Consider the following 26,034-nt stretch of genomic DNA (forward strand, 5'->3'; position numbering starts at 1 on the left):
CGGACGTTGAGCTCGCGTCGCCTCCATTGTCTACAAGGCTGGTGTGTGTGGCCTGCCCCTGTTGGGATAGACAGCCCCCGCCTATCCTTTGAGCATAGGAGGCAGCTTGTGAGTACGCAGAGGTTTACCCCGGAATTCAAGGAAGAAGCGGTCAAACAGGTCGTCGATCGCGGCTATGGCGTCCCGGATGTCGCGGCGCGTTTGGGCGTCTCCGCCCACAGTCTCTATAAGTAGGTCAAGGCGGTGTCGCCCGACAAATCCGAGCAGCAGTCGAAAGACCTGCTCGAAGCCAAAAGTGAGATCCTGCGCCTGCGGTCGCAGCTGCGGCGGGTTGAGGAGGAGCGTGATCTCTTAAAAAAGCCGCGCGGTACTTTGCCAGGGAACCCGAGTGAAGTACCGCTTCATGAACGAGCACCGTCACGAACACGCGGTCACCTTGATGTGCCGGGTCTTGCGCGTTGCCCGTGCGGGTTTCTACACATGGCTGCACGGACCTGTAAGCGATCACGCCAAGGAAGATGCCCGGCTGCTCGATCTCATTCGCGCTTCCTACAGGGCAAGCCACGGAGTTTACGGTGCACGTCGCATATTCGGCGATCTTCGGGAGGCTGGCGAGAGCTGCGGCCTCCATCGTGTCGAACGCCTCATGCGGGAGAACGGGATCAAGCCTGTGCGCGGCTACAGGAAGCCGCGCGCCATTGCTGGCCGCCCCTCCATCATCGCTCCGAACCGGCTACAGCGCGAGTTTACCGTCGATGCGGCCAACAAGGTCTGGGTGACCGACATCACCTATATCCGGACCTGGCAGGGCTGGCTTTACCTGGCGGTCGTCGTCGACCTCTTTGCACGCAAAGGTCGTCGGCTGGTCGATGAAACCCAGTCTCTCGAAAGAATTGGCCCTGGATGCGCTGCTCATGGCTGTGTGGCGCAGAAAGCCCGCCGGCCGCGTCCGTTGTGCATTCAGATCAAGGCAGCCAATACGGCAGCGACGACTTCAAGCGGTTTTGCCAGGCCCACAATCTGGAGCCGGGCATGAGCAGGCGCGCCAACTGCTGGGACAATGTCGTCGCGGAATCATTCTTCAGCAGCCTGAAGAAGGAGCGCATCCGAAAACGCATCTACAAAACGCGCGATCTCGCCCGAGCTGACATCTTCGATTATATCGAGGCGTTCTACAATCGAACCCGCCGCCACAGCCATCTCGGCGGCGTCAGTCCCGAGGCGTTCGAAAGCGCCGCGGCGTGAGGCTGGGAATTGTCTGCCAATCCGGGTGCAGTCCAGCCGGATGAGCACTTCGAGCGAGCTATCGTCGCATAGAAACCCGCCTATTCGTACGCCACAGTACGCTGTGGCTCGTCCTCATGCAGAGCTCACTTTACATCGAACGCCGAACGCGCTTCAGATTGCTCAGTCTAAATAGAAGTTGGCATGAGACCGGGCAAAAGTAGTCGAGCCCGCCGAAACTACGCTATTGCCGCCGTTTGCCCTCTACTCCCACTCGATCGTGCCGGGGGGTTTCGAGGTGACGTCGTAGACGACGCGGTTGATGCCGCGGACTTCGTTGATGAGGCGGGTGGCGGTGCGGCCGAGGAAGTTCATATCGTAGGGATAAAAATCCGCCGTCATGCCGTCGACCGAAGTTACGGCGCGCAGCGCGCAGACGAAGTCATATGTGCGATAGTCGCCCATGACGCCAACGGTCTGCACCGGCAGCAGCACCGCGAAGGCCTGCCAGATCTTGTCGTAGAGGCCAGCCTTGCGGATCTCGTCGAGATAGACCGCGTCGGCCTTGCGCAGAATGTCGAGCTTTTCGCGCGTGACGCCGCCGGGGCAGCGGATGGCGAGGCCGGGGCCTGGGAACGGGTGGCGGCCGATGAAGCGTTCCGGCAGTCCGAGTTCGCGGCCGAGCGCGCGTACTTCGTCCTTGAACAGCTCGCGCAACGGCTCGACAAGCTTCATGTTCATGCGCTCGGGCAGGCCGCCGACATTGTGGTGGGACTTGATGGTGACCGAGGGGCCGCCCGAGAAGGAGACACTTTCGATCACGTCGGGGTAAAGCGTGCCCTGGGCAAGGAAGGCCGGCGAACCCTTGCCGTCCTCGGCGATCCTGTTGGCCTCGGTCTCGAAGACCTCGATGAACAGCCTACCGATCGTCTTGCGCTTGATCTCCGGGTCCGAGACCCCGGCGAGCTGGGTCAGGAAAAGATCGGAGGCGTCCACATGGACCAGCGGGATGTTGTAGTGGTCGCGGAACATCTTCACCACCTCGTCGGCCTCGTTGAGGCGCATCAGGCCGTGGTCGACGAAGATGCAGATGAGCTGGTCGCCGATCGCCTCGTGGATCAAGACGGCAGCGACGGAAGAATCGACGCCGCCCGAAAGGCCGCAGATGACCCGCTCGCTTCCGACCTGCTCGCGAATCTTGCGGATCATTTCGGCGCGATAGGCCGACATCGTCCAGTCAGACTTCAGCCCGACGATCCTGTGCACGAAGTTGGAAAGCAGTTTTGCGCCGTCCGGCGTGTGTACGACCTCGGGGTGGAACATGGTCGTGTAGTAGCGACGGCCCTGGTCGGCGGCGATTGCGAAGGGCGCGTTCTCCGACGTCGCGATGACGTGGAAGCCCTCGGGCAATTCCGTTACCCGGTCGCCGTGGCTCATCCAGACGGGATAGCGCTTGCCGACTTCCCAGACGCCTTCGAAGAGCGGGCTTGCGGCCTTGATCTCGACGTCGGCGCGGCCGAACTCCGCGGCATGGCCGCCTTCGACCGTGCCGCCGAGTTGCGCGGCCATCGTCTGCTGGCCGTAGCAGATGCCGAGGATCGGCACGCCGCTGTCGAACACGGCCTGCGGCGCGCGGGGGCTGCCGTCAGCCGTCACCGAAGCGGGTCCGCCGGAGAAGATGACGCCCTTGGGCTTCAGCTTCTCGAAGGCTTCGGAAGCGTTGTGGAAGGGATGGATCTCGCAGTAGACGCCGGCTTCGCGGATGCGGCGCGCGATCAGCTGCGTGACCTGGCTGCCGAAATCGATGATGAGGATGCTGTCGGGATGCGCGGCGTGCTTCATGTCGGGCGTTTAAAGAAAAGTGTGAGTCGGCGCAATGGGTTGCGCGAAGGGTCTTTCACGATGATTCATGCGGCCTAGAGGTCGATTCAACTGCCTCATGCGGCGGACGAGCAAACCTCCTCAAATACTGATCGTGCCGCCGGCAATCGCCGCTTCGAGCTTCTTCACAGCGTCGGCCAGCTTCTCGTCGACCACATGCAGATACTCCAGCCAGTCGCCGATATGGTCGACGTCGGTGTCGCCGTCGGAAATGCCGCGCAGGCCGATCAGCGGCACGTCGAATATTTGGCAGACGCGCAGGCAGGCGAAGGTTTCCATGTCGACCATGTCCGCGCCGATGGCGTCGAAAGCGGGGCCGGAGACGATATTGGCGCCGGTCGAGATCGTCGCCTCCTTGACGCCGGGTATCTTGAAGGGAAGCGGCACCGTCGCCGGCAGGTCGAGGAACGGCGTCACGCCCTTCTCGAAGCCGAAAGCCGAAGCATCCATGTCGCGGTAGCTGACGGAGACGGCCTGGTAGACTTCGGTGCGCTTGAGACGGCGGCTGCCGGCCGAGCCGAGCGAAACGACGAGGTCCGGCGGGGAGCCGGCCACCTTCGCTTCGCCGAGCGCCCTGGTGAGCGAGATGCTAGCCTCGACCGGTCCCACGCCGGTCATCAGCGGCTCGAACAGCGCCTTCAGGTTGGGGCCGTATTCCGGGTCAGCCGCCATGGCGAAGAGTATGCGCTTGCCGGCGAGCGTTGCTAAAGGCGGCACCGGCTAACCCTCCATGCCCTCGCGGCCGACGATCGTCATCATCGTGCCGGTCATGGTCGCGATGAGCTTCGCCTCCTCGTCCGCGCCGATCGCATAGGCCTGTCCGTCGGCGACGACGATGGTGCGGCCGGGCTTGGTGACCGAGCCGCGGAACAGGAAGCGCACCCCTTTGCCCGGCGCCAGCAGATTGACCTTGAACTCGATGGTCAGCACGGCGGCGTTTTCCGGCATCAGCGAGAAGGCGGCGTAGCCGCAGGCCGAATCCAGCGCCGCCGAGATGACGCCCGCGTGCAGGAAACCGTGCTGCTGGGTCAGGGCCGGCGAGAAGGGCATCTCGATCTCGACGATGCCGGGCGTCACGAGCGTGAGCTCCGCGCCGATCGTCGTCATGGCGTTCTGGCGCGCGAAGGAGGCGCGCACGCGCTCCTCGTAGTTCGGGTTAGGGATGATCTTCGCTGCCGTCACGGAACCGGCCTCTCCAAACGCCGCTTATCGCAAAGCGGCCACGCGGACGCAACGGAATTGTGCAGTGCAGCAATCAGTTGAGCTGCCAGAGCGCGGCATTGAGCGTCGAAGCGAACGCGACCCATGCGGCATACGGAACGAACAGCCATGCGGCAATACGATCGCGATTCCAGGCGACGGCGATGAAAGCCAGGATCGCGGCCAGAAGCAGAAGAACCACCAACAGGGCGAGGCCAATCTGCTGGAAAGCGAAGAACACCGGCGACCACAGGAAGTTCAGCGCCAGTTGCAGCCACCAGAGCTTCATAGCCGTCCCCGAGCGCTCCCGTTGCCAGATGCGCCAGCCGGCAATGGCGATGAGTACGTAGAGTATGGTCCAGGCGGGGCCGAACAGCCAATTCGGCGGGTTGAAGGAAGGCTTCGCCAGCGCCTCGTACCACGGGCCGGGCGCGGTCAGGAAGCCGATCAGCAGGCCGCCGCCGACGACCAGGAGAACGAATGGAGCTAGCGCCGCTCTGCCTGACATGACGTTTGCCCCCTTGATGCTTCGCCCTTCTATCTGATGCGAGCCGGCCGGAAATCAAGGATCAGCCCTGCCTCACAAGCGCGGCGAAATAGAAGCCGTCGGTGCCGCTCCTGGCGGGAGTCAACGAAATGCCGCGCTCCTTATCGATCATCGCCAGGTCGGCGCGGCCCGGAAAACGGTCGCCCCAAAGGCGTTGGTGATCGACCGGCAAGAAACCCGGCTCGCGGGCGAGGAAGGCGTCGATCTGGCGGGCATTCTCGGCCGGGAAGACCGAGCAGGTTATGTAGACGAGGCGACCGCCCGGCTTCACGTAAAGCTTGGCGGCGTCGAGGATCGCCTTCTGCTCGCCGGTGCGGACGTCGAGCTGTTTTTGCGTCAGCCGCCATTTCGCGTCGGGCCGCCGGCGCCATGTGCCCGAGCCCGTGCAGGGAGCGTCGACCAGGACGAGGTCCATCTGGCCTTCAAGGGGCACGAGTTCTTGAGCCCTCGACAGGACCTGGACGTTGCGGTTGTCGGAGCGCCGCAGCCGGTCGAAGATCGGGGCGAGCCTCTGCTTCTCGGAATCGTAGGCGAAGATCTGACCCTTGTTCTCCATCGCCGCCGACAGCGCCAAGGTCTTGCCGCCGGCGCCGGCGCAATAGTCCAGCACCTGCATGCCTGGCGCGGCGCCGGCGAGCGTCGCCGCGACCTGCGAACCTTCGTCCTGCACCTCGAACCAGCCTTTCTGGAAGGCCGGTTCGGCCTGCACGTTGCGGTGGCGACCCGAGCCGTCGACCGGCGGGATGCGGATACCGTGGGGTGCAAGGCGCGTCGGCGCGGCGCCCAGACCGGACAACTCGGTCAGGATGCGATCACGGTTGGCCTTCAACGTATTGACGCGAAGGTCGAGCGGCGGGCGCGCCGACAGACCAGCCGCTTCGACGACCCAGCCCTCGCCGAAAGCTTCCCTCAGCAAGGGCGCGCACCAATCGGGCAGATCGGCGCGGATTTCCGCCGGGGCGTCCTCCAGCCGGCGCGTCGCTGCCGTATGCAACTCTTCTTCGGTCAGCGGCGGCGGCGCGAAGCGGTCGCCGTCCAGCGCGGCGTTGAGGCTCTCCGGCGTCAGGTTCCATTCGAGCAGCAACGCGCCGAAAGCCAGCGCACGCGGCGTGTCGGCGTCGAACAGCCAGCCGGCCGAGCGCTTGCGGCGCAATGCATCGTAAACGATGTTGCCTATCGCGGCGCGGTCGCCGGAACCGGCGAAGCGGTGCGACAGGCCCCAGTCCTTGAGTGCATCGGCCGTCGGCCTTCGCCTGGCCGCAATGTCGTCGAGGACCTCGATCGCCGCCGCCAGTCTTCCGCCGAGGCGCATGTCTCTCTCCAATGCCGGTTGCCCGAATGCCGGTCTGACTAGCGGCGGGAGGCTGCCGTGGCAAGCGCAAGCGGGGACTGACGCATTCCATCGTTGCCACGCCCGTGCTTCTTCTCGCTCACGGCCGAACGCTCGCTTTCGCTCGCCCGGCCTCCGCTGGGGCGGCGGATAGCCGGCGGCCCGCGGTCGCGGGCTCGGCCTTCGGCCGGAGGGCGTGCTTCACCGTTGCCACGCCCGGCAACCGCCGTCTGGCCTTTGTCAAAGAACGCTCCCTGCCTTGGCAAGGAGAAGTCGGGAAGCGGGGCGCAGGGCCGAGCCTCTCAATAGTTAGTACGTGGCACGGTCTCCCGCGCCCCGCCGGCGTTCTTGCCCCGGCGGAGGACACGGCCGGTGCCGCTGGTCTCCGTCAGGGCCCGGACCTGGGGGTTCATCACCCAGCCGCGCCACCGTTAGCGCGACCGATCCGGCGCCGCCGCCCTCCCTGATACCCTGTGCGCACCAGGTTCCCGCGAGAGCGGTGGCCGCAGTATCGACGAAGATGAATCGGTGTGAATGAAACGGGCCGATTATTTTTCGAAATCGAAGGAAATCAATGGTTTGGCCCGGATGCCTTTCCACGCGAAAACAGGCGCCGCTCGCGCTGCGCCTGTTTCAGAGCCCGTCGGTCGAGATGAACCGCCGTCAGACGAGGTCGAAGCGGTCGGCGTTCATCACCTTGGTCCAAGCAGCGACGAAGTCGTCGACGAACTTCTGCTTCGCGTCCGAGGCGGCATAGACCTCGGCCAGGGCACGCAGCACCGAGTTCGAACCGAAGACGAGGTCGACGCGCGTGCCGGTCCACTTGACCTCGCCGGTCTTGCGGTCCCGCCCTTCGAACACATCCCTGGCCCCGGAGATCGCCTTCCACTCCGTGCCCATGTCCAAGAGGTTCACGAAGAAGTCGTTGGTCAGCGCACCGGGCCTGTCCGTGAACACGCCATGCGTGGAGCCATCAGTGTTGATGTTGATGGCGCGCAGGCCGCCTATCAGCGCCGTCAGTTCGGGGGCGGTCAGCGTGAGAAGCTGCGCCTTGTCGATCAGCAGATGCTCGGCCGGCACCGCGTAGCGGGCCTTCTGGTAGTTGCGGAAGCCGTCCGCGACCGGCTCGAGGAACGCGAAGGACTCCGCGTCCGTCTGCGCCTGGCTGGCGTCGGTGCGGCCGGGCGCGAACGGCACGACGACGTCGTGGCCGGCGGCCTTCGCCGCCTGCTCGACGCCGGCGTTGCCGGCAAGCACGATCAGGTCGGCGAGAGAGACCTTCCTGCCGTCGTTCCGGCCCTGGTTGAACTCGAACTGGATGCGCTCCAGGACCTTGAGCACCCTGGCGAGATGCTCCGGCTGGTTTACCGCCCAGTCCTTCTGGGGCGTCAGGCGGATGCGCGCGCCATTGGCGCCGCCACGCTTGTCGCCGCCCCGGAAGGTGGAGGCAGAAGCCCAGGCAGTGCCGACCAGCTCGGAGACGGTCAGGCCCGAGGCGAGCACCTTGGCCTTGAGCGCCGCCGCGTCTGCTTCGTCGACCAGCGGATGGTCGACCGCCGGCACCGGGTCCTGCCAGATCAGTTCTTCACGGGGCACTTCCGGCCCGAGATAACGCGATCGCGGCCCCATGTCGCGGTGGGTGAGCTTGAACCAGGCGCGGGCGAAGGCTTCGGCAAAGGCCTGCGGATTCTGCAGGAAACGCCGCGAGATCTTCTCGTAGACGGGGTCGACGCGCAGCGCCAGGTCGGTGGTCAGCATGGTCGGCCGGCGCTTCTTCGACGGATCGTGCGCATCGGGAATGACCTCGCCAGCGTCCTTCGCCACCCACTGGTTTGCGCCGGCCGGGGACTTCTCCAGCACCCACTCGAACTTGAACAGGTTTTCGAAGAAGAAGTTGCTCCACTGAGCGGGCGTCTGCGTCCAGGTGACTTCGAGGCCGCTGGTGATGGTGTCACCGCCCTTGCCGGAGCCGAAGCGGTTGTGCCAGCCCAGGCCCTGGGCGTCGAGGTCGGCTGCTTCGGGCTCGGGGCCGACATTGTCGGCCGGGCCGGCGCCGTGGGTCTTGCCGAAGGTGTGTCCGCCGGCGATCAGCGCGACCGTCTCCTCGTCGTTCATGGCCATGCGGCCGAAGGTGTCACGGATGTCCTTGGCGGCGAGCAGCGGATCGGGGTTGCCGTCGGGACCTTCCGGGTTGACGTAGATGAGGCCCATCTGCACCGCGGCGAGCGGGTTTTCGAGATTGCGCGAATGCACCTTGCCGTCGGCATTGTCGTCGGCCGCAAGCACGCCTTCGTCGGCCGGCTTTTCGACGCCTTCCGAGCCCTGCGCATAGCGCAGGTCACCGCCCAGCCAGGTGGTCTCACGGCCCCAGTAGACGTCCTGGTCAGGCTCCCAGGTGTCCTCGCGTCCGCCGGCGAAACCGAAGGTGCGGAAGCCCATCGTTTCCAGCGCGACATTGCCGGTGAGGATCAGAAGGTCGGCCCAGGAAATCCGCTGTCCGTATTTCTGCTTGATCGGCCACAGCAGGCGGCGCGCCTTGTCGAGGCTGACATTGTCCGGCCAGCTGTTCAGCGGCGCGAAACGCTGCTGGCCGCGACCGCCACCGCCGCGACCATCGCCGACGCGGTAGGTGCCGGCGCTGTGCCAGGCCATGCGGATGAAGAGCGGCCCATAGTGGCCGAAGTCGGCCGGCCACCAGTCCTGCGAGTCGGTCATCAGCTGGCGCAGGTCATTCTTCAGCGCGTCGTAGTCGAGCTTCTTGAACTCCTCGCGGTAGTCGAAGCCCTTGCCCAGCGGGTCGGACCTTGACGAATGCTGGCTGAGGAGATCGACCCGCAGCTGGTCCGGCCACCAATCCCTGATGCTCGTGCCGCCGGCCTCATGAATGACGGGGCATTTGCCGGAACCCGTGCCACCGGGGCCCTTGTCGTCGGTCTTTGCGTCCATGTCTCTCTCCAACGTGTCTCGAATCCAATGCGAAGCCGGCCCCACGACTCAGAGGCCGGGCGCCACCACCGATGTCTTCATAGCGGGAGGATGTGTCATCGCTGTTGCCTCCCCCCGGTGGTGTGATTTCACGGCAAGCCCAGGCGAGCCTTGCAAATCGCAGGAGCTCCAGTCTGGAACAATTCCAGAGTAGCGAAGGCGCGCGATAAATACAAATTGCATTTCCTATTCGCGACGATAACTTGTCCTTATGATACGACTCACCGTAAGGCAGATGGAATATTTCGACGCGCTGGCCCAGACGCTGCATTTCGGCCGCGCGGCGGTGCTTGCCGGCGTCAGCCAGCCGGCGCTGTCCAGCCAGATCGCGGAAATGGAAGAGAAGCTCGGCTGCTCACTGTTCGAGCGCGGCGGCAAGGCTATCCGCATGACCGACGAGGCGGCCGCGCTGCAGCCGCGCATCGAACGCGTGCTTTCGGAACTGCGCGAGATCGAGCATTTCGGCAGGCAGGGACGGACGGCCATGGAAGGCCGCTTCCGGCTCGGCATCATCCCGACGATCGCGCCCTATCTGCTGCCGCGGATGTTGCCCGAGATCAGGGCGCGCTTCCCGAACCTCCAGCTCGAACTGCGCGAGGCGGTGACCTCGACGCTGATCGAGGAGACAGCGGCGCGCCGGCTCGACGCCTTCATCGCCGCCACACCGCTCGACGCGCCGGCGCTGATGACGGAGGCGCTGTTCGCGGACCGCTTCTTCCTCGCCGTGCCGGCGCAGGACCCCGCCTTCGCGTCACCGCCAGTGCCGCCGGAAAGCCCGGCGCTGGAGCGGCTGATGCTGCTGGAGGAAGGGCACTGCATGCGCGAGCAGGCGCTGGCCGTGTGCGGCAGCGTCAAGCCGGTGGCGATGGCGAGCTATGGCGCGACCAGCCTGACCACGCTGCTGCAGATGGTGGCGCACGGCATGGGGGTGACGCTGGTGCCGGAGATGGCTGCAGACGCCGCAGGAGCGATGCGCGACCTGAAGATCGTGCCCTTCGCCGAGCCTATGCCCGAGCGGACGATCTGCATGGCCTGGCGGCGCAACCGGGCGCGTCCGGAAGAATGCCAGGCGCTGGCCGCCATCATCCGCGAACTGCGGGCGCGCCAACCGAACGGGCGAGCGCCGAACTGATTTCGGCTGTCAGCGCCGTGTCTGCGGCGGAGCGCTCTTTCAGCGAGCGCACCAGGCAGGCCTCGGACCGCAGGATGACGCCGTCGGCAAGAACCTTGAGGTGGTTGGCGCGCAGGGTCGAGCCCGTGGTGGTGATGTCGACGATGACGTCGGCCGAACCGGCAGCCGGCGCGCCCTCGGTGGCACCGAGGCTTTCGACGATGCGGTAGACCTGGATACCGTGTTTTTGCGAGAAGAACTGCTGGGTGAGACGCCAGTATTTGGTGGCGATGCGCAGCCGCCGGCCGTGGCGCTGGCGGAACTCGGCGGCGACATCGTCGAGGTCAGCCATGGTCTCGACGTCGAGCCAGGATTCGGGCACCGCGACCACGACATCGGCCGGGCCGAAGCCGAGGCGGGCCTCGATCGCCGCCTTGCTCTCCCAGTCGGCGACGTTTTCGCGCAACAGGTCCTCGCCGGTGATGCCGAGATCGACGCTGCCCTGGCCGATCTCGCCGGATATCTCGGTGGCCGACAGGAAAGCGATCTCGACACCGTCGCGCCCCTCGATGCGGGCGCGGTATTTCCTGTCGTCGCCGGGCAGGCTGACGGCGAGCCCGGCCTTCGCCAGGATTTCTAGCGACTGGTCCTTGAGACGGCCCTTGGAGGGGATGGCGAGGGTTATGGTCATGCCGCCCCTCCCCCAAGCTGCTCGATGCGGTCGAGCCAGACGGAGAAGCCGACGCCGGGGATAGGCGACTTCGCGCCGAGCAGCGTGAGCAGCCGGTCGTAGCGGCCGCCGCCGACGAGCGGGCGTGTTGCCGATTCCGAGCCGGGGCCGGCGGACATCTCGAAGACGAGGCCGGTGTAATAGTCGAGCGGGCGGCCGAAGGCGGCGTCGTAGCGGATCGCGGCGGGCGGCAGGCCTTGGGCGGAGATCGCCTCGACGCGGGCGGAAAAGTTGGCAAGGGCCGAGCTGAGCGACAGGCCGGCGGATTTGGCGAAGGCTTCGAGCGCGGCCGCGGCCCCATCGAGCGGTACGTCGATGGCGAGGAATTTTTCGAGCGCTGCGAAGGCCTCCGCCGAGAGCCTGACGCTGCGCAGCTCGGCCTTCTCGACGAGACGCCGCGCGATCTCCTGCGGCGTGCGGCCGGCGGAGGGCGACAGGCCGGCCTGGGCCATGTCGGTCGCGATGTGCCCGGCGAGCCTTTCCAGATCGCCGTCGGCGACGAGGGCTGCGACCGGTTCCGGCAGCGCTCCGTTCTTCGGCGGATTGGCGAGATCGGCGAGTGCGGCAGCCAGCATGTCGGCCGAGCCGAAGGCGCGGGCGAGCCGCATGCGCCAGCCGCGCGGCAGGCCAAGTGCCGCCAGCACCGCCTCGAAGATGGTCTGGTCGCCCAGCGTGACGGTCAGCGGAATGCCGGGCAGCGTCAGCGTCAGCAGCGCGTGCGCATCGGCCACCAATCGGGCGTCGGCGCGCGCCGTGTCGGTGTCGCCGAGGTCCTCGATGCCGGCCTGGAAGAACTCGTTGCCGCCCTCGCGGCGCTGGCGGAACACCTCGCCGAGATAGGCATAGCGGCGCGGCGTGCCGGCCTGGCTGGCGATGTGGTCGAGGCAGACGGGAATGGTGAATTCCGGACGCAGGCAGAGGGCCGCGCCCGTCTCGCTCTCGGTGAGGAAGATGCGCCGGCGCAGATCCTCGCCGGCCATGTCGAGGAACGGGTCGGCGGGCTGCAGCACCGGCACGTCGACCGACGCCGCGCCACGGGAGGCGAACAGCGCGAGGATGGATGGAGCGATGGCAGGGTAGCGGGAGGTCACCCCTTCCTCCGCTCCGCCGCCTGCGCGTCGAGGATTTTCTGCACCTCGGCGACGAGATCGGCCTCCGATACCGTCACCTGCCCGGGACGCGCTTCCTTGTATTCGGCATGGCCGGCGATCGCGCTGGCCTGGCGCGCGCCTTCGATGAGATCCTTGATCTGCACGACGCCCTCGGCGCGCTCGTTGCCGCCCTGGATGACGACGGCCGGGCTGCCGCGCCGGTCGGCATATTTGATCTGCGCCTTCATGCCGGCGCCGCCGAGATACATCTCGGCGCGGATGCCGGCCTTGCGGAGCTCGGACACCATCTTCTGGTAGCGGCCGAGGCTTTCGGTGTCCTTGTCCATGACCAGCACGACAACAGGCGCGATGACGTCGGACGTATCGAGCTTGCCCAGCGCCTTCAGCGCCGCCGTCAGGCGCGAGACGCCGATGGAAAAACCGGTCGCCGGCACCGGCTCGCCGCGGAAGCGCGAGACCAGCCCGTCATAACGCCCACCGCCGCCCACCGAGCCGAAGCGCACGATCTTGCCTTCCTCGTTGGGGATTTCGGCGAGCAGTTCGGCCTCGTAGACCGGGCCGGTGTAGTATTCGAGGCCACGGACGACGGAGGGGCTTATACGAATGCGTTTCGTCCCATATCCAGCGGCTCCGACCAACTCTGCGATCGACCGAAGCTCCACAAGACCCTGCCGTCCCGTTTCGCTCACGCTCAAGACCTTTTCCCACTCATCGAGTATCAGAGCATTCAGAATCCTGAAATTGTCGAAGTTTGGCGATACCGCGTCGTCTTCAAGAACCGTCCAATTCTTAGTATCGATGTGCGCTGAGTGGACATGTTCGGGACCTATCACTCCCAGCAGGTTTGCGATCTGCCCTTCATCCAGACCGGCCCCCTTGGTGAAATCCCCCTCGCCTTCCTTGCCGCCATCCCATCGGCCTGCTCCGAGAAGCAGGCTCACACCTTCCGGTCCAAACTTATCCAGCTTGTCGATCGCCCGGAGTACCGTCAGTCGCCGCCCGGCGTTGTCATCGCCGCCAAGGCCGATGGCCTCGAGCACGCCGTCCAGCACCTTGCGGTTGTTGACGCGGATGACGTAGTCGCCGCGCGCAATCCCCAGCGCCTCCATGACGTCGGCCATCATCATCGCCATCTCGGCGTCGGCGGCGACGCCCGGCGTGCCGATCGTGTCGGCGTCGAACTGCATGAACTGGCGGAAGCGGCCGGGGCCGGGTTTCTCGTTGCGGAACACCCAGCCGGAGCGGTAGCTGCGATAGGGTTTCGGCAGGCGTTCAAAGTTCTCTGCGACGAAACGGGCGGTCGGCGCGGTCAGGTCGTAGCGCAGCGACAGCCACTGGTCGTCATCGTCCTGGAAAGAGAAGACGCCTTCGTTGGGCCTGTCCTGGTCGGGCAGGAATTTACCCAGCGCGTCGGTATATTCGATAAGCGGCTGCTCGGCCGGCTCGAAGCCGTAGAGCTCGTAGACCTCCCTGATCTTCGCCATCATCTTCTCGACGGCGCGGATATCGTCGGGAAAACGGTCGACAAAGCCGCGCGGCAGCCGCGCCCTGGTCTTCTCGGATTTGTCGGCCATGGAAATCGTCGCTTCGCAAGAGGTTGTATGGCGCGCGTCCTAAACGATGGAGCCTTTGGCAGCAAGGTGCTCTTGGAACCCGTGGCGCTGCCCCTCACCTGCCTGCCGGCATCCTCTCCCCGTGAAGGACGGGGAGAGGAGCGCGCTCTGGCGCTGTCGCTCTTCCATGCAAGTGCGGAGGGAGGAGGATGGCCGCGACGCTGGCGACCCCTCTCCCCGTCCTTCACGGGGAGAGGGTAAGGGTGAGGGGCAGCACGCCGCGCCCGCCCCCGACAACCGCCCCCGTTGCATTTATGGCACGGGCTGTTTCTTTTGCTGTGGATGGTCAGCCTGGCGCTGGCTTCGTGCGTTAACCTTGACTAGATGGTCGCGCTTCCGGTTTCGAATTTCGATTCAAGATTGAACCAGTTCGGACCGGCCGGCGACATGGTGATGATACAGGGCTTGGGTATCTCTTGGCGGCATCGAAACCGCCTTGCGACGTGCATCTGGATCGAAACGCATTCGTAACTTCATTCGTGCCAGATGTGACAGGGCAACAGACCGAGATGACTCCCGTGAAAGCCGCGCTTCTTTCGTTCGCCATGCTTGCCGCCATCGGGCTTTGGGGCGTGGGCATCTATGCAGCCGATGCAAAAAGCGGACATACCGTCGTCGACGGCTACGGCGTCACCACGGCCCTCAACCGCTAAGCTCCAAGACCAGCATCGCAATTCCGGACGGAAAACCGGTTTGCGCTTTTCCTGGAATTGCTAGGCTTCCACCGTCAGCAGACGTTTTTCGGCGCCGTCGATGACGAGCGCGGTCAGCCGTCCGCTTGCGAAGGCGCCGGTGTCGACATTGACGCGGTTGGCGCAGATTTCCGGCTCGGACACCGGCGTGTGCCCATGCACCACGACCTTCGGGTGAAGCTCCTCGTGGCGATGGAAGTCGCCCCTGATCCAGATCAGGTCCAGCGGATCCTGCGCGTCGAGCGCGACGCCTGGGCGAATGCCCGCGTGGCAGAAGAAGAAATCGCCGAGCGAGACCGAGAATTTCAGCGCGCGAAGGAAATCCTTGTGGCTTGCCGGCACCGCGGCGGCGAGCGCCCGGCTGCTCACCGCGAAGCCGCGCAGGGCGCCCGGATCAAGCATTATGCCGTAGGACCAGGCCGTCTGCACGCCGCCGTAGCGGGCAAACAGCCCATCGGGGTCGGGCCGGGCAAGGAAATCCAGGAAGCCGATGTCGTGGTTGCCGGCGAGCGAGAGGATGCGTGCGTCGGCGGCGGTCTGGCGGACGAGGAACTCCAGCACGCCCTTGGATTCAGGGCCCCGATCGACATAGTCGCCGAGATGGACGATGCGCCAGTCGGACGGGCGGACGCGCATTATGTCCGCTACGATCTGCGCGTGCATCTCGGCAAGCAGGTCGAGCCGGCCATGCACATCGCCGATGGCGTAGACGACCGTGCCTTCGGGCCCACGCGCGTCGAGGTAGTGGATGCCGGGCATGCGCCCTCCCCCTACCGGTGCAGCATGTCCTTGCCGGCGTCCGTAATCAGCCGCTTGCCGCAGAGCGCCAGCGTCATGTCCAACTCCTTGCGGATGATCTCCAGCGCCTTGGTGACGCCGGGCTTGCCGAGCGCGCCGAGACCGTAGAGGAACGGCCGGCCGATATAAGTGCCCCTGGCGCCGAGGCAAAGCGCCTTCAGCACGTCCTGGCCGGAGCGGATGCCGCCGTCCATGTGGACCTCGATCCTGTCGCCGACCGCATCGGCGATAGGCTCGACCATCGAGATCGAGGACGGCGCGCCGTCGAGCTGGCGGCCGCCATGGTTGGAGACGATGATGGCGTCGGCGCCGGTGCTGAGCGCCATCTTCGCGTCATCCACGTCGTTGATGCCCTTCAGGATCAGCTTGCCGCCCCAGCGCTCCTTGATCCACTCGACATCCTTCCACGACAGATGCGGGTCGAACTGCTCGGTGGTCCAGGACGACAGCGAGGCAAGATCGCCGACGCCCTTGGCGTGGCCGACGATGTTGCGGAAGGTGCGCCGCGGGGTGCCGAGCATGCCCACCGCCCAGCGCGGCCGCGTCGCCACCTGCCAGACGTGCTTGGGCGTGAATTTCGGCGGCGCCGACAGGCCATTGCGCAGGTCCTTGTGGCGCTGGCCGAGAAGCTGCAGGTCCAGCGTCAGCACCAGCGCCGAGCATTTCGCGGCCTTGGCCCGGTCGATCAGGTTGAAGACGAAATCCTTGTCCCTGAGCACGTAGAGCTGGAACCAGAACGGCTTCGTCGTCCGCTCGGCGACATCCTCGATCGAGCAGATGCTCATGGTGGACAGCGTGAAAGGCACGCCGAATTCCTCCGCGGCCTGGGCGGCCAGAATCTCGCCGTCGGGATGCTGCATACCGGTCATGCCGGTCGGCGCCAGCGCCACCGGCATCGACACTTTCTCGCCGATCATGGTGGTCTCCAGCGAGCGGTTGCTCATGTCGACCAGCACGCGCTGGCGGAGCTTGATCTTGTGGAAATCCTCCTCGTTGGCGCGGTAGGTGCCCTCGGTCCAGGCGCCTGAATCGGCATAGTCGAAGAACATCTTCGGCACGCGCCGCCTGGCCATCTTCTTGAGATCGTCGATCTCGAGGATCGACATCGGCGTGCCCCTGAGCGGCTTAGCGTTCGGTCCAGTCGCCATCATTGCCTCCAATCGATATTCGTCATGAAAATTCCGTTCCGGCGATCTCTCGCGCTGTTCCTTGTTCGAGCATCGGTTTCGGTCCTGACCCTAGCTGCGCTGGCGCAGGCGGAGCCGCGCGACGCGCTGCCAGTCGCCGGTGCGTTCGGCCTCCGCCATCGCCTGCTCGAGATAGGTGATGTGATCCATCGCCGCATGGCGGGCGGCGGCGGGATCGCCCGACCGGACCGCCTTGTGGATCGCCAGGTGCTGCTCGAGCAGCGCGGCGCTGGCGTTGGGCAGGTTGAACACCAGGATGCGGTTCTGCAGCACGCCTTCCGACAGCAGCCGGTAGCAGGAACGCAGCGTGTGCATCAGCATGATGTTGTGCGCGCATTCGCCGATCGCCTGGTGGAACTCGACGTCGATCGCGGCCTCCGCCTCCATGTCGCCGGAGGGATGCACCTCCTGCATGCGCTCGACGATGCGGTCGAGCAGCGCGAGGTCGTCGGGGGTGGCGCGGCGGGCGGCGAAGTCGGCGGCGATGCCTTCGATCTCGCGGCGGTATTCGAGGTAGTCGCTCGCCGCCTTGCGGTGAGTAGCGAAGAGATCGGTGACCGGGCGGGCGAAGACCTGGCCGATCACGTCGGCGACATAGGTGCCGCCGCCGGGCGTGGTGGTCAGCAGGCCGCGCGCTTCGAGATCCTTCAGCGCGTCACGCAGGATCGGCCGCGACACGTCGAACTGGCGCGCCAGATCGCGCTCGCCGGGCAGCCGGTCGCCGACGCGCAATATGCCTTCGAGGATGAGCGCCTCGATCTGCTGCACGGCCTCGTCGGCCGTGCGCGAGTGCTCTATCCTGGAAAAAATCTCACCCAAGGCCATACCCGACCGGCCGATCCGAATGGTTGAGAATAGAGCCATTCCGGCAAACTGGTCAATTAATTTATCCAGTTGCGGCGCTGCCGTCCAATTCACGACATCGCGCGCCGCGACAACGTCGCGCATGGGTCCGCGGGTGTCCTACGATCATAACGACCCTCTTGTTCCATGGAGCGGGCCAATGTCCGTTGAGCCGTCCAAACTTGAATTTTCGTCCGGGCTGACCGGCAGCGTGCTCGGCTTTCCCGCGCATGGCGGCCGTTCCGACGCCATCGGCGAAGTGCATTCGCGTCCGCATCCGCTGGTTCAGCAGCCGCGCACGCTCATCCAGCTCGCCTTCATGACCGAGGGAGGCTCCGCCGTCGATCACGCGGTGCTGTCGGAGTTGTCGCGCCGCCTCGGCATTGCCGCGCCCGACAAACAGGCCCGCCACCACGCGATGAGCTGGGGACAGGGCACGCTGCGCTGGGAACGGCATACGGAATTCTCGACCTATCTGTGGGAAGGGCCACTGTCCGACAACGGGCGGGGGAAGGATTCGCCTTTCGGCAACGGCTTTTCTCCTCCGGGAACGGTCATCTCCGGCATCCGGCTGGAGATCCGCGAATGGACACCGGAGAACGAGAAGCTGATCGGCGCTTTCGACCCGACAAGCCTCTGCTATTCCGTCGTCGAGACCGGCAAGGCCGCCATCGTCACCGATTTCAGGCAGGACGGCGACGGGCTGACCCGTATCCTGATCCTTGACCGCGGCCTGACGGCGCAGCGCACCGGCGCGCTCTGCCAAAGGCTCATGGACATCGAGACTTACCGGACGCTGGCGTTGCTCGGCCTGCCGCTGGCGCAGTCGCTGTCCGGCCGCGTACGCCGCATCGAGGACCGCCTCGCCACGCTCACCACGGAAATGAAGGCGGCGGACAGCCGCAACAGCCAGACGCTGCTTGCCGAACTGACCGAACTCGCGGCGGAGCTTGAAGCGGATGCAGCCGCGAGCCTTTACCGGTTCGGCGCTAGCCGCGCTTACGACGGCATCGTTCTGGAGCGCCTCGACGCCCTGGATGAGGAGGTCGTGCCGGGTCACGATACCTGGGGCGGCTTTCTCCAGCGCCGCCTGGCGCCGGCCATGCGGACCTGCCGGTCGGTCGAGGAGCGCCAGGCCAACCTGTCGCGCAAGCTGACCCGCGCCACGCAGCTCCTGCGCACCTGGGTGGACGTCGAGGTCGAGAAGCAGAACCGCGGCCTGCTCGCCTCCATGAACAATCGCGCGAAGTTGCAACTCAGGCTGCAACAGACTGTCGAAGGCCTGTCGGTGGCGGCGGTCTCCTATTATGTCGTCGGCCTGATCGGCTATCTCGCCAAGGGGACCAGCGTCTTCGGCAAGGCCATCGCACCGGAACTCGTTACGGCAGGATCCGTACCGTTCGCGATCGTTACCGTGTGGTGGCTGGTCAGGAAGGCGCGGCGCGGGCAGGACTGACCTGCCGCTCCGCTGGCCTCGCCCACGCCTTGCGCCGCATCTTACGCAGCGTCATCTTGACGCAGAAGCCTTCGCGGCCAAATCGATCGAAGCTGGTTGGTAGGGTGGGTTTGCGCTAAAAAAGGATAACTGGTAAAACCTTTTTACCAATTTTCCCCGGAGGCGCGATGTCCGGCCTGTCGATGCCCAAGCCCGATTCCGAGACGATGCGGCGGCGCGACGAGATCGTGGCCGACTTGGCGGTCATCGTTCCCGGCGAAGGCGTGGTGGACGCCGTCAACGAGATGCGCGCCTTCGAGAGCGACGGGCTGACCGCCTATCGCCAGCTGCCGCTGGTGGTCGTGCTGCCGGAGACGGTCGAGCAAGTCGCGAAAATCCTGAAATACTGCAACGAGCGCAACATCCGCGTGGTGCCGCGCGGCTCGGGCACCTCGCTGTCGGGCGGCGCGCTGCCGCTGGAGGACGCGGTGCTGCTCGTCATGAGCCGCTTCAACCGCATCCTCGAGATCGATTTTCCGAACCGCGCTGTCGTCGCGCAGCCGGGCGTCACCAATCTCGGCATCAGCGTCGCCGTCGAGCAGGAGGGCTTTTATTACGCCCCCGATCCATCCTCCCAGATCGCCTGCTCGATCGGCGGCAACGTGGCGGAGAATTCCGGCGGCGTGCACTGCCTGAAATACGGGCTGACCGCCAACAACGTGCTCGGCATCGAGATGGTGCTGATATCAGGCGAGGTCGTGCGGCTCGGCGGCCGGCATCTCGACAGCGGCGGCTACGACCTGCTCGGCGTGATGACCGGCTCGGAAGGGCTGCTCGGCGTGGTGACAGAGGTGACCGTGCGCATCCTGAAGAAGCCGGAGACGGCGCGCGCGCTGCTGATCGGCTTCCCGACCAGCGAACAGGGCGGCCAGTGCGTCGCCGACATCATCGGCGCCGGCATCATCCCGGGCGGCATGGAGATGATGGACCGGCCGGCGATCCAGGCGGCCGAGGATTTCCTGCATGCCGGCTATCCGCTCGACGTGGAGGCGCTGCTGATCGTGGAACTGGACGGGCCGGGCGTCGAGGTCGATCACCTGATCGGGCTGGTCGAGGCGATCGCGCACAGGAACGGCTCGACCACCTGCCGCATCTCGACCTCGGAAGAGGAGCGGCTTGCCTTCTGGGCCGGGCGCAAGGCGGCGTTCCCGGCGGTCGGCCGCATCTCGCCCGACTATTACTGCATGGACGGCACCATCCCGCGCAAGGAGCTGCCCAAGGTGCTCGCCGGCATGCGCCGGCTGTCGGAGAAATACGGGCTCGCCGTCGCCAACGTCTTCCATGCCGGCGACGGCAACCTGCATCCGCTGATCCTCTACGACGCCAACAAGCCCGGCGAACTCGACAAGGCAGAAAGCTTCGGCGCCGACATTCTTCGCCTCTGCGTCAAGGTCGGCGGCGTTTTGACCGGCGAGCACGGCGTCGGCGTGGAGAAGCGCGACCTGATGGGCGAGATGTTCAACCAGATCGACCTCGACCAGCAGATGCGGGTGAAGTGCGCCTTCGACCCGAACCACCTGCTTAACCCCGGCAAGGTGTTCCCGCAGCTTCGCCGCTGCGCCGAGCTTGGCCGCATGCATATCTCGGGCGGCAAGCTGCCGTTCCCGAGCATCCCGAGATTCTGATTCCAGCCATGACCACCTTCCTCCCTTTCACCCCTACCGACGTCGCCACCGCCGTCCAGTGGGCGCTGTCGGAGGAAGCGCCGCTGGAGATCCTCGGCCACGGCTCGAAGCGCGGCATCGGGCGTCCGCAGCAATGCGAGCATGCGATCGACCTCTCGGCGCTGTCGGGCGTCACGCTTTACGAGCCGGAGGAGCTGGTGCTGTCGGCCAAGGCCGGCACGCCGATCGCCGACATCGAGCACCTTCTCGCGCAGAACGGCCAGCAGCTCGCCTTCGAGCCGATGGACTGCTCGCGGCTGCTCAACCACGACACGCGCGGCGGCAAGGGCGGCACGATCGGCGGCGTGCTGTCGGGCAATCTGTCGGGACCGCGCCGCATCAAAGCGGGCGCCGCACGCGATCATGTGCTCGGCATTGCAGCCGTGTCCGGGCGCGGCGAGGTCTTCAAGTCGGGCGGCCGCGTGGTGAAGAACGTCACCGGCTACGATCTCTCCAAGCTGATGACCGGCGCCTGGGGCACGCTCGGCGTGCTGACCGACGTGACCGTCAAGGTGCTGCCGGCGGCCGAGACGGAGACGACGCTGGCGATCCGCGGCCTCACCGACGAGGACGCGACCGCCGCCATGGCGGTGGCGATGGGCTCGAGCGCCGAGGTTTCGGGCGCCGCCCACCTACCCTACGGCGTGACCGAGCGCGTGGCGAGCGACCTGCGCGGAGCCGACCCGACGACGCTGCTGCGGGTCGAAGGGTTCGGCCCCTCTGTCGCCTACCGCGTCGCAGCGCTGAAAAGCCTGCTGAGGAACGCCGGCCAGATCGACGAGGTGCCGGACCGCAACTCGCAGACGCTGTGGCGCGACATCCGCGACTGCGCGCCCTTCGCAGACGGCACGGCGCGGCCGGTCTGGCGCGTGTCGATGGCGCCGTCGGAGGCGCACAAAATGGTGCTGGCGCTGCGCATGGAGACCGGGGCCGACGCCTTCTACGACTGGCAGGGCGGGCTGGTCTGGCTGCGCATGGAGGCCGAACCCGAGGCTGATATTCTGCGCAGACTGATCCGCCGGTTCGGTGGCGGCCACGCGACGCTGATGCGCGCGACACCGGCCTGGCGCGCCGCCGTGCCCGTCTTCGAGCCGGAAGGACCGGCGCTGGCCGCGCTTTCGGCAAGGGTGAAGGCCGAGTTCGACCCCAAGGGCATCCTCAATCCGGGGCGCATGGCAGCCGCCGCCAACTCTGCTACGCTGGCCGAAGCAACGGAGGAGAACGCATCATGACCGAGACGCCGCCGCCCGCCGCGCCCCGCCAGACCGACCGCTGGCTTGAACCCGGCCAAACCAACGCGCAAGTCATCTACATCCTCTATCTCGCCGGCCTGGTGATCGGCATCAGCGGCCTCGTAGGCATCGTGCTTGCCTACATCAATCGGGGCAAGGCAGGCGGCTTCGTCGAGACGCACTACACATGGCTGATCCGCACCTTCTGGATCGGCCTGCTCTACGCGCTGATCTCGGCAGTGCTGATGCTCCTGGCGGTGGGCTTCGTGCTGATGTTCGCGGTCGCGGTCTGGTTCATCGTGCGCTGCATCATCGGCCTACAGGCGCTGCAGCGCGGCGAGCCGATCAAGAACCCCGAAAGCTGGCTGATCTAGGCGAGGGAACAGAGTCCGCGGCACTGTCAGGTAGGCTGATGGCGAGGTTGCCGAAGGGCCTGCTCAATCCGGGGCGGATGGGATAATATGAAGGTACAAAATTGGAGATGAGGACATGGAACAGCAACTCGTAACCGAAGAGGATCTGTTCGAATCGAAGCCGGACGTCGTCAGCGGCGCTCTCGTGTTCAAGGGAACACGCATTCCAGTCGAGGCCTTCTTTGAGAACCTTGCGGCGGGTCTGTCGCTTGACGACGTGCTGAGAAACTATCCGGGTATCGGCCGCGACCGCGCCGAAGCCGCTATACTGCTCGCCGCCAGAAACTTCTCTAGAGCCGCCGCGTGATAAGAGCGCTTGTCGACGAAGTTGTCCCTAAAGACCTTATCTCGGTATTATCTGATGAGCGAATTGTTGTAGACACATTTCCAGAAAGCTGGCGTAGCCTACCCGATGGTGCAGTCATCGCCCAAGCGATCCGACAAGGTTATGCTTGGCTTATTACGTGCGACAAGCGCATGGCATTCCAGCAGAATCTGTCCGGTAGCGCGATATCGGTACTCGTGCTGCCTACGCCACGAGCGCCGGAAGTGGAACGAATGCAGCGTAATGTTCGAGCGGCGCTTCGAAAGCCTGTGCCGGGGCATTTCGTTATCCTGGATATCGATGGTTTGCCCGTTGGAAGGCCGATGCCGCATCTGACTGGACCTGCGAATCGGACACCTTAGATGCAAACCACATTCACCGCCGAGCAGCTTGCCGATCCTGATGTCGCGGAGTCCGAAAAGATCCTGCGCAAATGCGTGCATTGCGGCTTCTGCACGGCGACCTGCCCGACCTATGTGACGCTCGGCAACGAGCTGGATTCACCGCGCGGCCGCATCTACCTGATCAAGGACATGCTGGAGAACGGCCGGCCGGCGGACAAGCAGATCGTCACCCATATCGATCGCTGCCTGTCCTGCCTCGCCTGCATGACGACGTGCCCGTCCGGCGTGAACTACATGCACCTCGTCGACCATGCGCGGGCGCATATCGAGAAGACCTACAGGCGGCCGTTTGCCGATCGCATGGTCCGCGCGCTGCTCGCCTTCGTGCTGCCCCACCCCGCGCGCTTTCGCGCGGCGCTGATACTCTCCCGGCTCGGGCGGCCCTTCGCCGGACTGTTCGAGCGCACGCCAGCGCTGAAGCCGCTGTCGGCCATGCTGAGACTGGCGCCGGCCTCGGTGGCTGCGCGGTCGCGGAATTCGTCGCCCGGCGTGCACGCGGCAACCGGCGCGCGGAAGAAACGCGTCGCACTGCTGACCGGCTGCGCCCAGGCGGTGCTCGACCCCGGCATCAACGACGCCACGATCTCGCTGCTCGCCCGGCTCGGCGTCGAGATCGTGGTGCCCAGGGGCGAAGGCTGCTGTGGCGCGCTCGTCCATCACATGGGCCGCGAGGAAGCCGCGCTCGACGCGGCGCGGCGCAACGTCGACGCCTGGACGCGCGAAATCGAAAAAGGCGGGCTCGATGCGATCGTCATCACGGCGTCGGGCTGCGGCACGACGATCAAGGATTACGGCTTCATGCTCAGGCTCGATCCTGTTTATGCTGATAAGGCAGCGCGGGTTTCCGACCTCGCGAAGGACGTGACGGAGTTTCTCGCCACGCTCGACCTGCCCGAGCCGGCGCAAAAGACTGGGCTGACGGTCGCCTATCACTCGGCCTGCTCGATGCAGCATGGCCAGAAGATCGTTCGCGAACCGAAGGATCTGCTGCGCAAGGCCGGCTTCGTCGTGAAGGAACCGCGCGAGGGGCATCTCTGCTGCGGCTCGGCCGGCACCTACAACATCATGCAGCCGGAGATTTCGGCGCGGCTGCTGGAACGCAAGGTGAAAAACATCGAGGCGACCGGCGCCGCACTCGTCGCCACCGGCAACATAGGCTGCATCACGCAGATCGCCTCGGCCGCCAAGCTGCCGGTGGTGCACACGGTCGAGCTGCTCGACTGGGCCTATGGGGGGAAGAGGCCAAACATTTGACTGAAAACGCAGGCGAACGAAAACAGGACTTGAGCTCCGACGCGGAAATCCATGCCATCCTACGGCTGTTCCCGGTCAGTCCTCGTCAAACTTTCCAGGCGCGATATTCAGAAGCGGAAACACAAATAGGCCGGCATTTCGATGGAGATTCAAGTTTCCTGCTGAAGCTGATCAAGGCGGCGGTTGAAGCCGACCTTCACGATACGCCGCTCATCGAAGACACTGTCTCGTTTCTTGACCATGAAGATCTCATCCGATTGTCCTTTCTACTACTCGGTCGCGCGAAACGCGGCAGTAACGTGGAAAGTCTGATTAGCAAAGCAGCGCTGCAGGCGCCGGAGCTGTTTCCAGAATCACTCCTTAGAGAGGAATACGACTTCAGGGATTGGTGGACTCACGCCGACCCGCTGCGGCCTCCACCCTGCGAACACATAATCTTTGAAAACGGCCCGCCGCCCGGCCCGCCTTTCATTGCGCGCCAGAAGCATCCGACTTGGCATCTACCAACAACCGGGGGTGAATTGAGAATGGGCGGTGAGGGATCGGCTATGTGCCCCACATGCCGCCAAACCCTGGTTCATCTGATTACCTTAGAGAATGTGCCCGTCGGGATGGGTTCTCCGCTTCCACAACTTAGACTGGAGACCTGCCCAAACTCCCTTGGCCCAACCTTCTATTCTCACGATGCGGACGGTCGACCAACACCCATTGAGCCGGCCCATCCTCAGGGATTTGACGACATTATCGTACCGCTCAGGGAAACCATGGTCAGACTGGCGCGCACTCCCGATCGATGGCTTCGGCAGTCATGGGGAAACAGCAACTCGCGGGAGAATCTTTTCAAAGTGGGCGGCTTGCCGTCATGGATTCAGTCGCCGGAAATCCCTTGTGTTCCCGGTACTGATCGCCAGATGGATTTTCTCCTGCAAGTGGATTCGGAGCTTCAGAGCGTTCAGGGCTCCGACGTCCTATGGGGGAGCGGCGGACTGCTTTATGTTTTCTGGGATTCGCAGACGCGGATCAGCTGCCATCTGCCACAGTTTACCTAGCCTCCCGCGAGGCTCAAAAAAAGAAAGGGCGGGCGGCTTTTTTGTGCCGCTCCGCCCTTGCCGGTGGGCCAGCGCCCCCGCGCGCGGCCCGTCCCCCGACCCCTCAAATTCAGTATGTTCGGATCATCCTCTCGCGATCGCCGAGACGCTTCTACATCACCACGACCTTGGCGCCGACGCCAGTGCGCTCGTAAAGCTCAACCACATCCTCGTTGCGCATGCGGATGCAGCCGGACGAGACGGCCTGGCCGATCGTCCACGGCTGGTTGGTGCCGTGGATGCGGTAGAGCGTCGAGCCCAGATAGAGCGCCCGCGCGCCGAGGGGGTTTTCGGGACCACCCGGCATATAGGCTGGCAGGACGCGGCCCTTGTCGCGCTCGCGCGCGATCATCTCGGCGGGCGGACGCCAGTCCGGCCATTCGGCCTTTCGCGTCACCGTGTGCACCCCAGCCCATTCGAAGCCGGGCTTGCCGGTGCCGACGCCGTAGCGCCGGGCCATGCCACCCTCCTCGACCAGGAACAGGAAGTTCTGCACCGTGTCGATGATGATCGTGCCTGGCTTCTCCGTGCCGCTATAGGCGACTTCCTGCGGCAAGTAGACCGGATCCATCTCGCGGCGGACGGCGCGCTTCTCCTGCGGCGCGACGGCCGCGGTGCGCACCTGATCGGTCCGGCCCTGATTGGGGCCGCCCATCAGACGGCGCACACGCTGGCGCGACTGGACTTCGTTGGCGAAAGCCTTGCGCTTTTTGAACAGCACCTTGCCGGGCTTGTGGCCAAGCTGCATGACCCAGGGCGCCGAAAGATCGGGGCTCACCACCACCGGCGGCCGCTCGGCATAACGATCGTTGGCGGAAACCGGCAGAACCGACGCCGCCAGCAGCACCGCGCCGGCAAGGAGAAGAACTCGTTTCATGTTACGCACTCTCGACTGAACCCAGGCGA

Annotated in this window: 22 protein-coding genes and 1 pseudogene; 10 read left to right on the forward strand and 13 right to left on the reverse strand. The window is 65.3% G+C overall.

Annotated elements, in window-relative coordinates:
* The first annotated feature begins 108 nt into the window (after positions 1–108).
* Positions 109–1,245: pseudogene (locus ABLE71_RS01530) on the forward strand (IS3 family transposase).
* A 243-nt stretch (positions 1,246–1,488) separates the two neighbouring features.
* Here the strand turns inward: ABLE71_RS01530 and guaA are convergent.
* The 6 genes from guaA to katG form a co-directional block, all read right to left on the reverse strand.
* Positions 1,489–3,066, reverse strand: a complete 1,578-nt coding sequence (gene guaA / locus ABLE71_RS01535; protein WP_348781614.1) for a glutamine-hydrolyzing GMP synthase — start codon at positions 3,064–3,066, stop codon at positions 1,489–1,491.
* 120 nt (positions 3,067–3,186) lie between these two features.
* Positions 3,187–3,822 (reverse strand): 5'-methylthioadenosine/S-adenosylhomocysteine nucleosidase, encoded by a 636-nt coding sequence (locus ABLE71_RS01540; protein WP_348781615.1) that lies wholly within the window; start codon positions 3,820–3,822, stop codon positions 3,187–3,189.
* Between the two features lie 3 nt (positions 3,823–3,825).
* A complete protein-coding gene (locus ABLE71_RS01545; RefSeq protein ID WP_348783627.1) occupies positions 3,826–4,212 on the reverse strand; it encodes a PaaI family thioesterase in 387 nt (128 codons plus the stop codon).
* A 148-nt stretch (positions 4,213–4,360) separates the two neighbouring features.
* A complete protein-coding gene (locus tag ABLE71_RS01550) occupies positions 4,361–4,813 on the reverse strand; it encodes a TspO/MBR family protein (protein ID WP_348781616.1) in 453 nt (150 codons plus the stop codon).
* A gap of 61 nt (positions 4,814–4,874) precedes the next feature.
* On the reverse strand, positions 4,875–6,164 hold the full coding sequence (locus tag ABLE71_RS01555; protein WP_348781617.1) for an RsmB/NOP family class I SAM-dependent RNA methyltransferase: 1,290 nt from the start codon (positions 6,162–6,164) through the stop codon (positions 4,875–4,877).
* Positions 6,165–6,845: 681 nt separating this feature from the next.
* Positions 6,846–9,128 (reverse strand): catalase/peroxidase HPI, encoded by a 2,283-nt coding sequence (gene katG, locus ABLE71_RS01560; protein ID WP_348781618.1) that lies wholly within the window; start codon positions 9,126–9,128, stop codon positions 6,846–6,848.
* Positions 9,129–9,378: 250 nt separating this feature from the next.
* Here katG and ABLE71_RS01565 point away from each other — a divergent pair, with 250 nt between their 5' ends.
* On the forward strand, positions 9,379–10,299 hold the full coding sequence (locus tag ABLE71_RS01565) for a hydrogen peroxide-inducible genes activator (protein ID WP_348781619.1): 921 nt from the start codon (positions 9,379–9,381) through the stop codon (positions 10,297–10,299).
* On the opposite strand, the gene hisG is transcribed toward ABLE71_RS01565, so the two are convergent.
* Genes hisG through hisS form a run of 3 tightly spaced genes read right to left on the reverse strand, consistent with a single transcriptional unit; the run spans position 10,250 to position 13,694 of the window.
* Positions 10,250–10,969, reverse strand: coding sequence for an ATP phosphoribosyltransferase (hisG, locus tag ABLE71_RS01570; RefSeq protein WP_348781620.1), 720 nt, complete (start codon positions 10,967–10,969; stop codon positions 10,250–10,252). The genes ABLE71_RS01565 and hisG overlap by 50 nt on opposite strands.
* A complete protein-coding gene (locus tag ABLE71_RS01575; RefSeq protein WP_348781621.1) occupies positions 10,966–12,099 on the reverse strand; it encodes an ATP phosphoribosyltransferase regulatory subunit in 1,134 nt (377 codons plus the stop codon). The genes hisG and ABLE71_RS01575 overlap by 4 nt, the downstream gene beginning before the upstream one ends.
* Positions 12,096–13,694: a histidine--tRNA ligase gene (gene hisS / locus ABLE71_RS01580; protein ID WP_348781622.1), complete on the reverse strand. Its 1,599-nt coding sequence runs from the start codon at positions 13,692–13,694 to the stop codon at positions 12,096–12,098. The genes ABLE71_RS01575 and hisS overlap by 4 nt, the downstream gene beginning before the upstream one ends.
* A gap of 548 nt (positions 13,695–14,242) precedes the next feature.
* Here hisS and ABLE71_RS01585 point away from each other — a divergent pair.
* A complete protein-coding gene (locus ABLE71_RS01585; protein WP_348781623.1) occupies positions 14,243–14,386 on the forward strand; it encodes a hypothetical protein in 144 nt (47 codons plus the stop codon).
* 60 nt (positions 14,387–14,446) lie between these two features.
* Here ABLE71_RS01585 and ABLE71_RS01590 read toward each other — a convergent pair whose 3' ends face one another.
* The 3 genes from ABLE71_RS01590 to ABLE71_RS01600 all read right to left on the reverse strand — a co-directional run bounded on the left by ABLE71_RS01590 (position 14,447) and on the right by ABLE71_RS01600 (position 17,229).
* Positions 14,447–15,184 carry a metallophosphoesterase gene (locus ABLE71_RS01590; protein ID WP_348781624.1) on the reverse strand — a complete coding sequence of 246 codons (738 nt, stop codon included), beginning with the start codon at positions 15,182–15,184 and terminating at the stop codon, positions 14,447–14,449.
* A gap of 11 nt (positions 15,185–15,195) precedes the next feature.
* On the reverse strand, positions 15,196–16,329 hold the full coding sequence (locus tag ABLE71_RS01595) for an alpha-hydroxy acid oxidase (protein WP_348783628.1): 1,134 nt from the start codon (positions 16,327–16,329) through the stop codon (positions 15,196–15,198).
* A gap of 132 nt (positions 16,330–16,461) precedes the next feature.
* On the reverse strand, positions 16,462–17,229 hold the full coding sequence (locus tag ABLE71_RS01600) for an FCD domain-containing protein (protein ID WP_348781625.1): 768 nt from the start codon (positions 17,227–17,229) through the stop codon (positions 16,462–16,464).
* 184 nt (positions 17,230–17,413) lie between these two features.
* On the opposite strand from ABLE71_RS01600, the gene ABLE71_RS01605 reads away from it, so the two are divergent.
* The 7 genes from ABLE71_RS01605 to ABLE71_RS01635 all read left to right on the forward strand — a co-directional run bounded on the left by ABLE71_RS01605 (position 17,414) and on the right by ABLE71_RS01635 (position 25,089).
* Positions 17,414–18,709, forward strand: coding sequence for a DUF3422 family protein (locus ABLE71_RS01605; protein ID WP_348781626.1), 1,296 nt, complete (start codon positions 17,414–17,416; stop codon positions 18,707–18,709).
* Positions 18,710–18,876: 167 nt separating this feature from the next.
* Positions 18,877–20,373 (forward strand): FAD-linked oxidase C-terminal domain-containing protein, encoded by a 1,497-nt coding sequence (locus ABLE71_RS01610; protein WP_348781627.1) that lies wholly within the window; start codon positions 18,877–18,879, stop codon positions 20,371–20,373.
* Between the two features lie 8 nt (positions 20,374–20,381).
* A complete protein-coding gene (locus tag ABLE71_RS01615) occupies positions 20,382–21,644 on the forward strand; it encodes an FAD-binding protein (RefSeq protein ID WP_348781628.1) in 1,263 nt (420 codons plus the stop codon).
* The gene (locus tag ABLE71_RS01620; RefSeq protein WP_348781629.1) at positions 21,641–22,018 is read left to right on the forward strand and encodes a DUF4870 domain-containing protein; all 378 of its coding nucleotides are present in this window, start codon (positions 21,641–21,643) and stop codon (positions 22,016–22,018) included. The genes ABLE71_RS01615 and ABLE71_RS01620 overlap by 4 nt, the downstream gene beginning before the upstream one ends.
* A gap of 115 nt (positions 22,019–22,133) precedes the next feature.
* Positions 22,134–22,364 carry a DUF433 domain-containing protein gene (locus ABLE71_RS01625; protein WP_348781630.1) on the forward strand — a complete coding sequence of 77 codons (231 nt, stop codon included), beginning with the start codon at positions 22,134–22,136 and terminating at the stop codon, positions 22,362–22,364.
* A gap of 380 nt (positions 22,365–22,744) precedes the next feature.
* A complete protein-coding gene (gene glcF / locus ABLE71_RS01630; protein ID WP_348781631.1) occupies positions 22,745–24,040 on the forward strand; it encodes a glycolate oxidase subunit GlcF in 1,296 nt (431 codons plus the stop codon).
* On the forward strand, positions 24,037–25,089 hold the full coding sequence (locus ABLE71_RS01635; protein ID WP_348781632.1) for a hypothetical protein: 1,053 nt from the start codon (positions 24,037–24,039) through the stop codon (positions 25,087–25,089). Before glcF ends, ABLE71_RS01635 begins: the two co-directional genes overlap by 4 nt.
* A 151-nt stretch (positions 25,090–25,240) precedes the next feature.
* On the opposite strand, the gene ABLE71_RS01640 is transcribed toward ABLE71_RS01635, so the two are convergent.
* Positions 25,241–26,005: a L,D-transpeptidase gene (locus tag ABLE71_RS01640; RefSeq protein ID WP_348781633.1), complete on the reverse strand. Its 765-nt coding sequence runs from the start codon at positions 26,003–26,005 to the stop codon at positions 25,241–25,243.
* Positions 26,006–26,034 lie beyond the last annotated feature (29 nt).

It is taken from the genome of Mesorhizobium sp. KR9-304, assembly GCF_040049215.1.
Taxonomy (GTDB): domain Bacteria; phylum Pseudomonadota; class Alphaproteobacteria; order Rhizobiales; family Rhizobiaceae; genus Mesorhizobium_K.

Coding starts and splice junctions, on each gene's coding strand:
- guaA (WP_348781614.1), bottom strand. CDS start 3,066: ATGAAGCACGCCGCGCATCCCGACAGCATCCTCATCATCGATTTCGGC.
- ABLE71_RS01545 (WP_348783627.1), bottom strand. CDS start 4,212: ATGACGACGATCGGCGCGGAGCTCACGCTCGTGACGCCCGGCATCGTC.
- ABLE71_RS01550 (WP_348781616.1), bottom strand. CDS start 4,813: ATGTCAGGCAGAGCGGCGCTAGCTCCATTCGTTCTCCTGGTCGTCGGC.
- ABLE71_RS01555 (WP_348781617.1), bottom strand. CDS start 6,164: ATGCGCCTCGGCGGAAGACTGGCGGCGGCGATCGAGGTCCTCGACGAC.
- katG (WP_348781618.1), bottom strand. CDS start 9,128: ATGGACGCAAAGACCGACGACAAGGGCCCCGGTGGCACGGGTTCCGGC.
- ABLE71_RS01565 (WP_348781619.1), top strand. CDS start 9,379: ATGATACGACTCACCGTAAGGCAGATGGAATATTTCGACGCGCTGGCC.
- hisG (WP_348781620.1), bottom strand. CDS start 10,969: ATGACCATAACCCTCGCCATCCCCTCCAAGGGCCGTCTCAAGGACCAG.
- hisS (WP_348781622.1), bottom strand. CDS start 13,694: ATGGCCGACAAATCCGAGAAGACCAGGGCGCGGCTGCCGCGCGGCTTT.
- ABLE71_RS01585 (WP_348781623.1), top strand. CDS start 14,243: ATGACTCCCGTGAAAGCCGCGCTTCTTTCGTTCGCCATGCTTGCCGCC.
- ABLE71_RS01590 (WP_348781624.1), bottom strand. CDS start 15,184: ATGCCCGGCATCCACTACCTCGACGCGCGTGGGCCCGAAGGCACGGTC.
- ABLE71_RS01595 (WP_348783628.1), bottom strand. CDS start 16,329: ATGTCGATCCTCGAGATCGACGATCTCAAGAAGATGGCCAGGCGGCGC.
- ABLE71_RS01605 (WP_348781626.1), top strand. CDS start 17,414: ATGTCCGTTGAGCCGTCCAAACTTGAATTTTCGTCCGGGCTGACCGGC.
- ABLE71_RS01610 (WP_348781627.1), top strand. CDS start 18,877: ATGTCCGGCCTGTCGATGCCCAAGCCCGATTCCGAGACGATGCGGCGG.
- ABLE71_RS01615 (WP_348781628.1), top strand. CDS start 20,382: ATGACCACCTTCCTCCCTTTCACCCCTACCGACGTCGCCACCGCCGTC.
- ABLE71_RS01620 (WP_348781629.1), top strand. CDS start 21,641: ATGACCGAGACGCCGCCGCCCGCCGCGCCCCGCCAGACCGACCGCTGG.
- ABLE71_RS01625 (WP_348781630.1), top strand. CDS start 22,134: ATGGAACAGCAACTCGTAACCGAAGAGGATCTGTTCGAATCGAAGCCG.
- glcF (WP_348781631.1), top strand. CDS start 22,745: ATGCAAACCACATTCACCGCCGAGCAGCTTGCCGATCCTGATGTCGCG.
- ABLE71_RS01640 (WP_348781633.1), bottom strand. CDS start 26,005: ATGAAACGAGTTCTTCTCCTTGCCGGCGCGGTGCTGCTGGCGGCGTCG.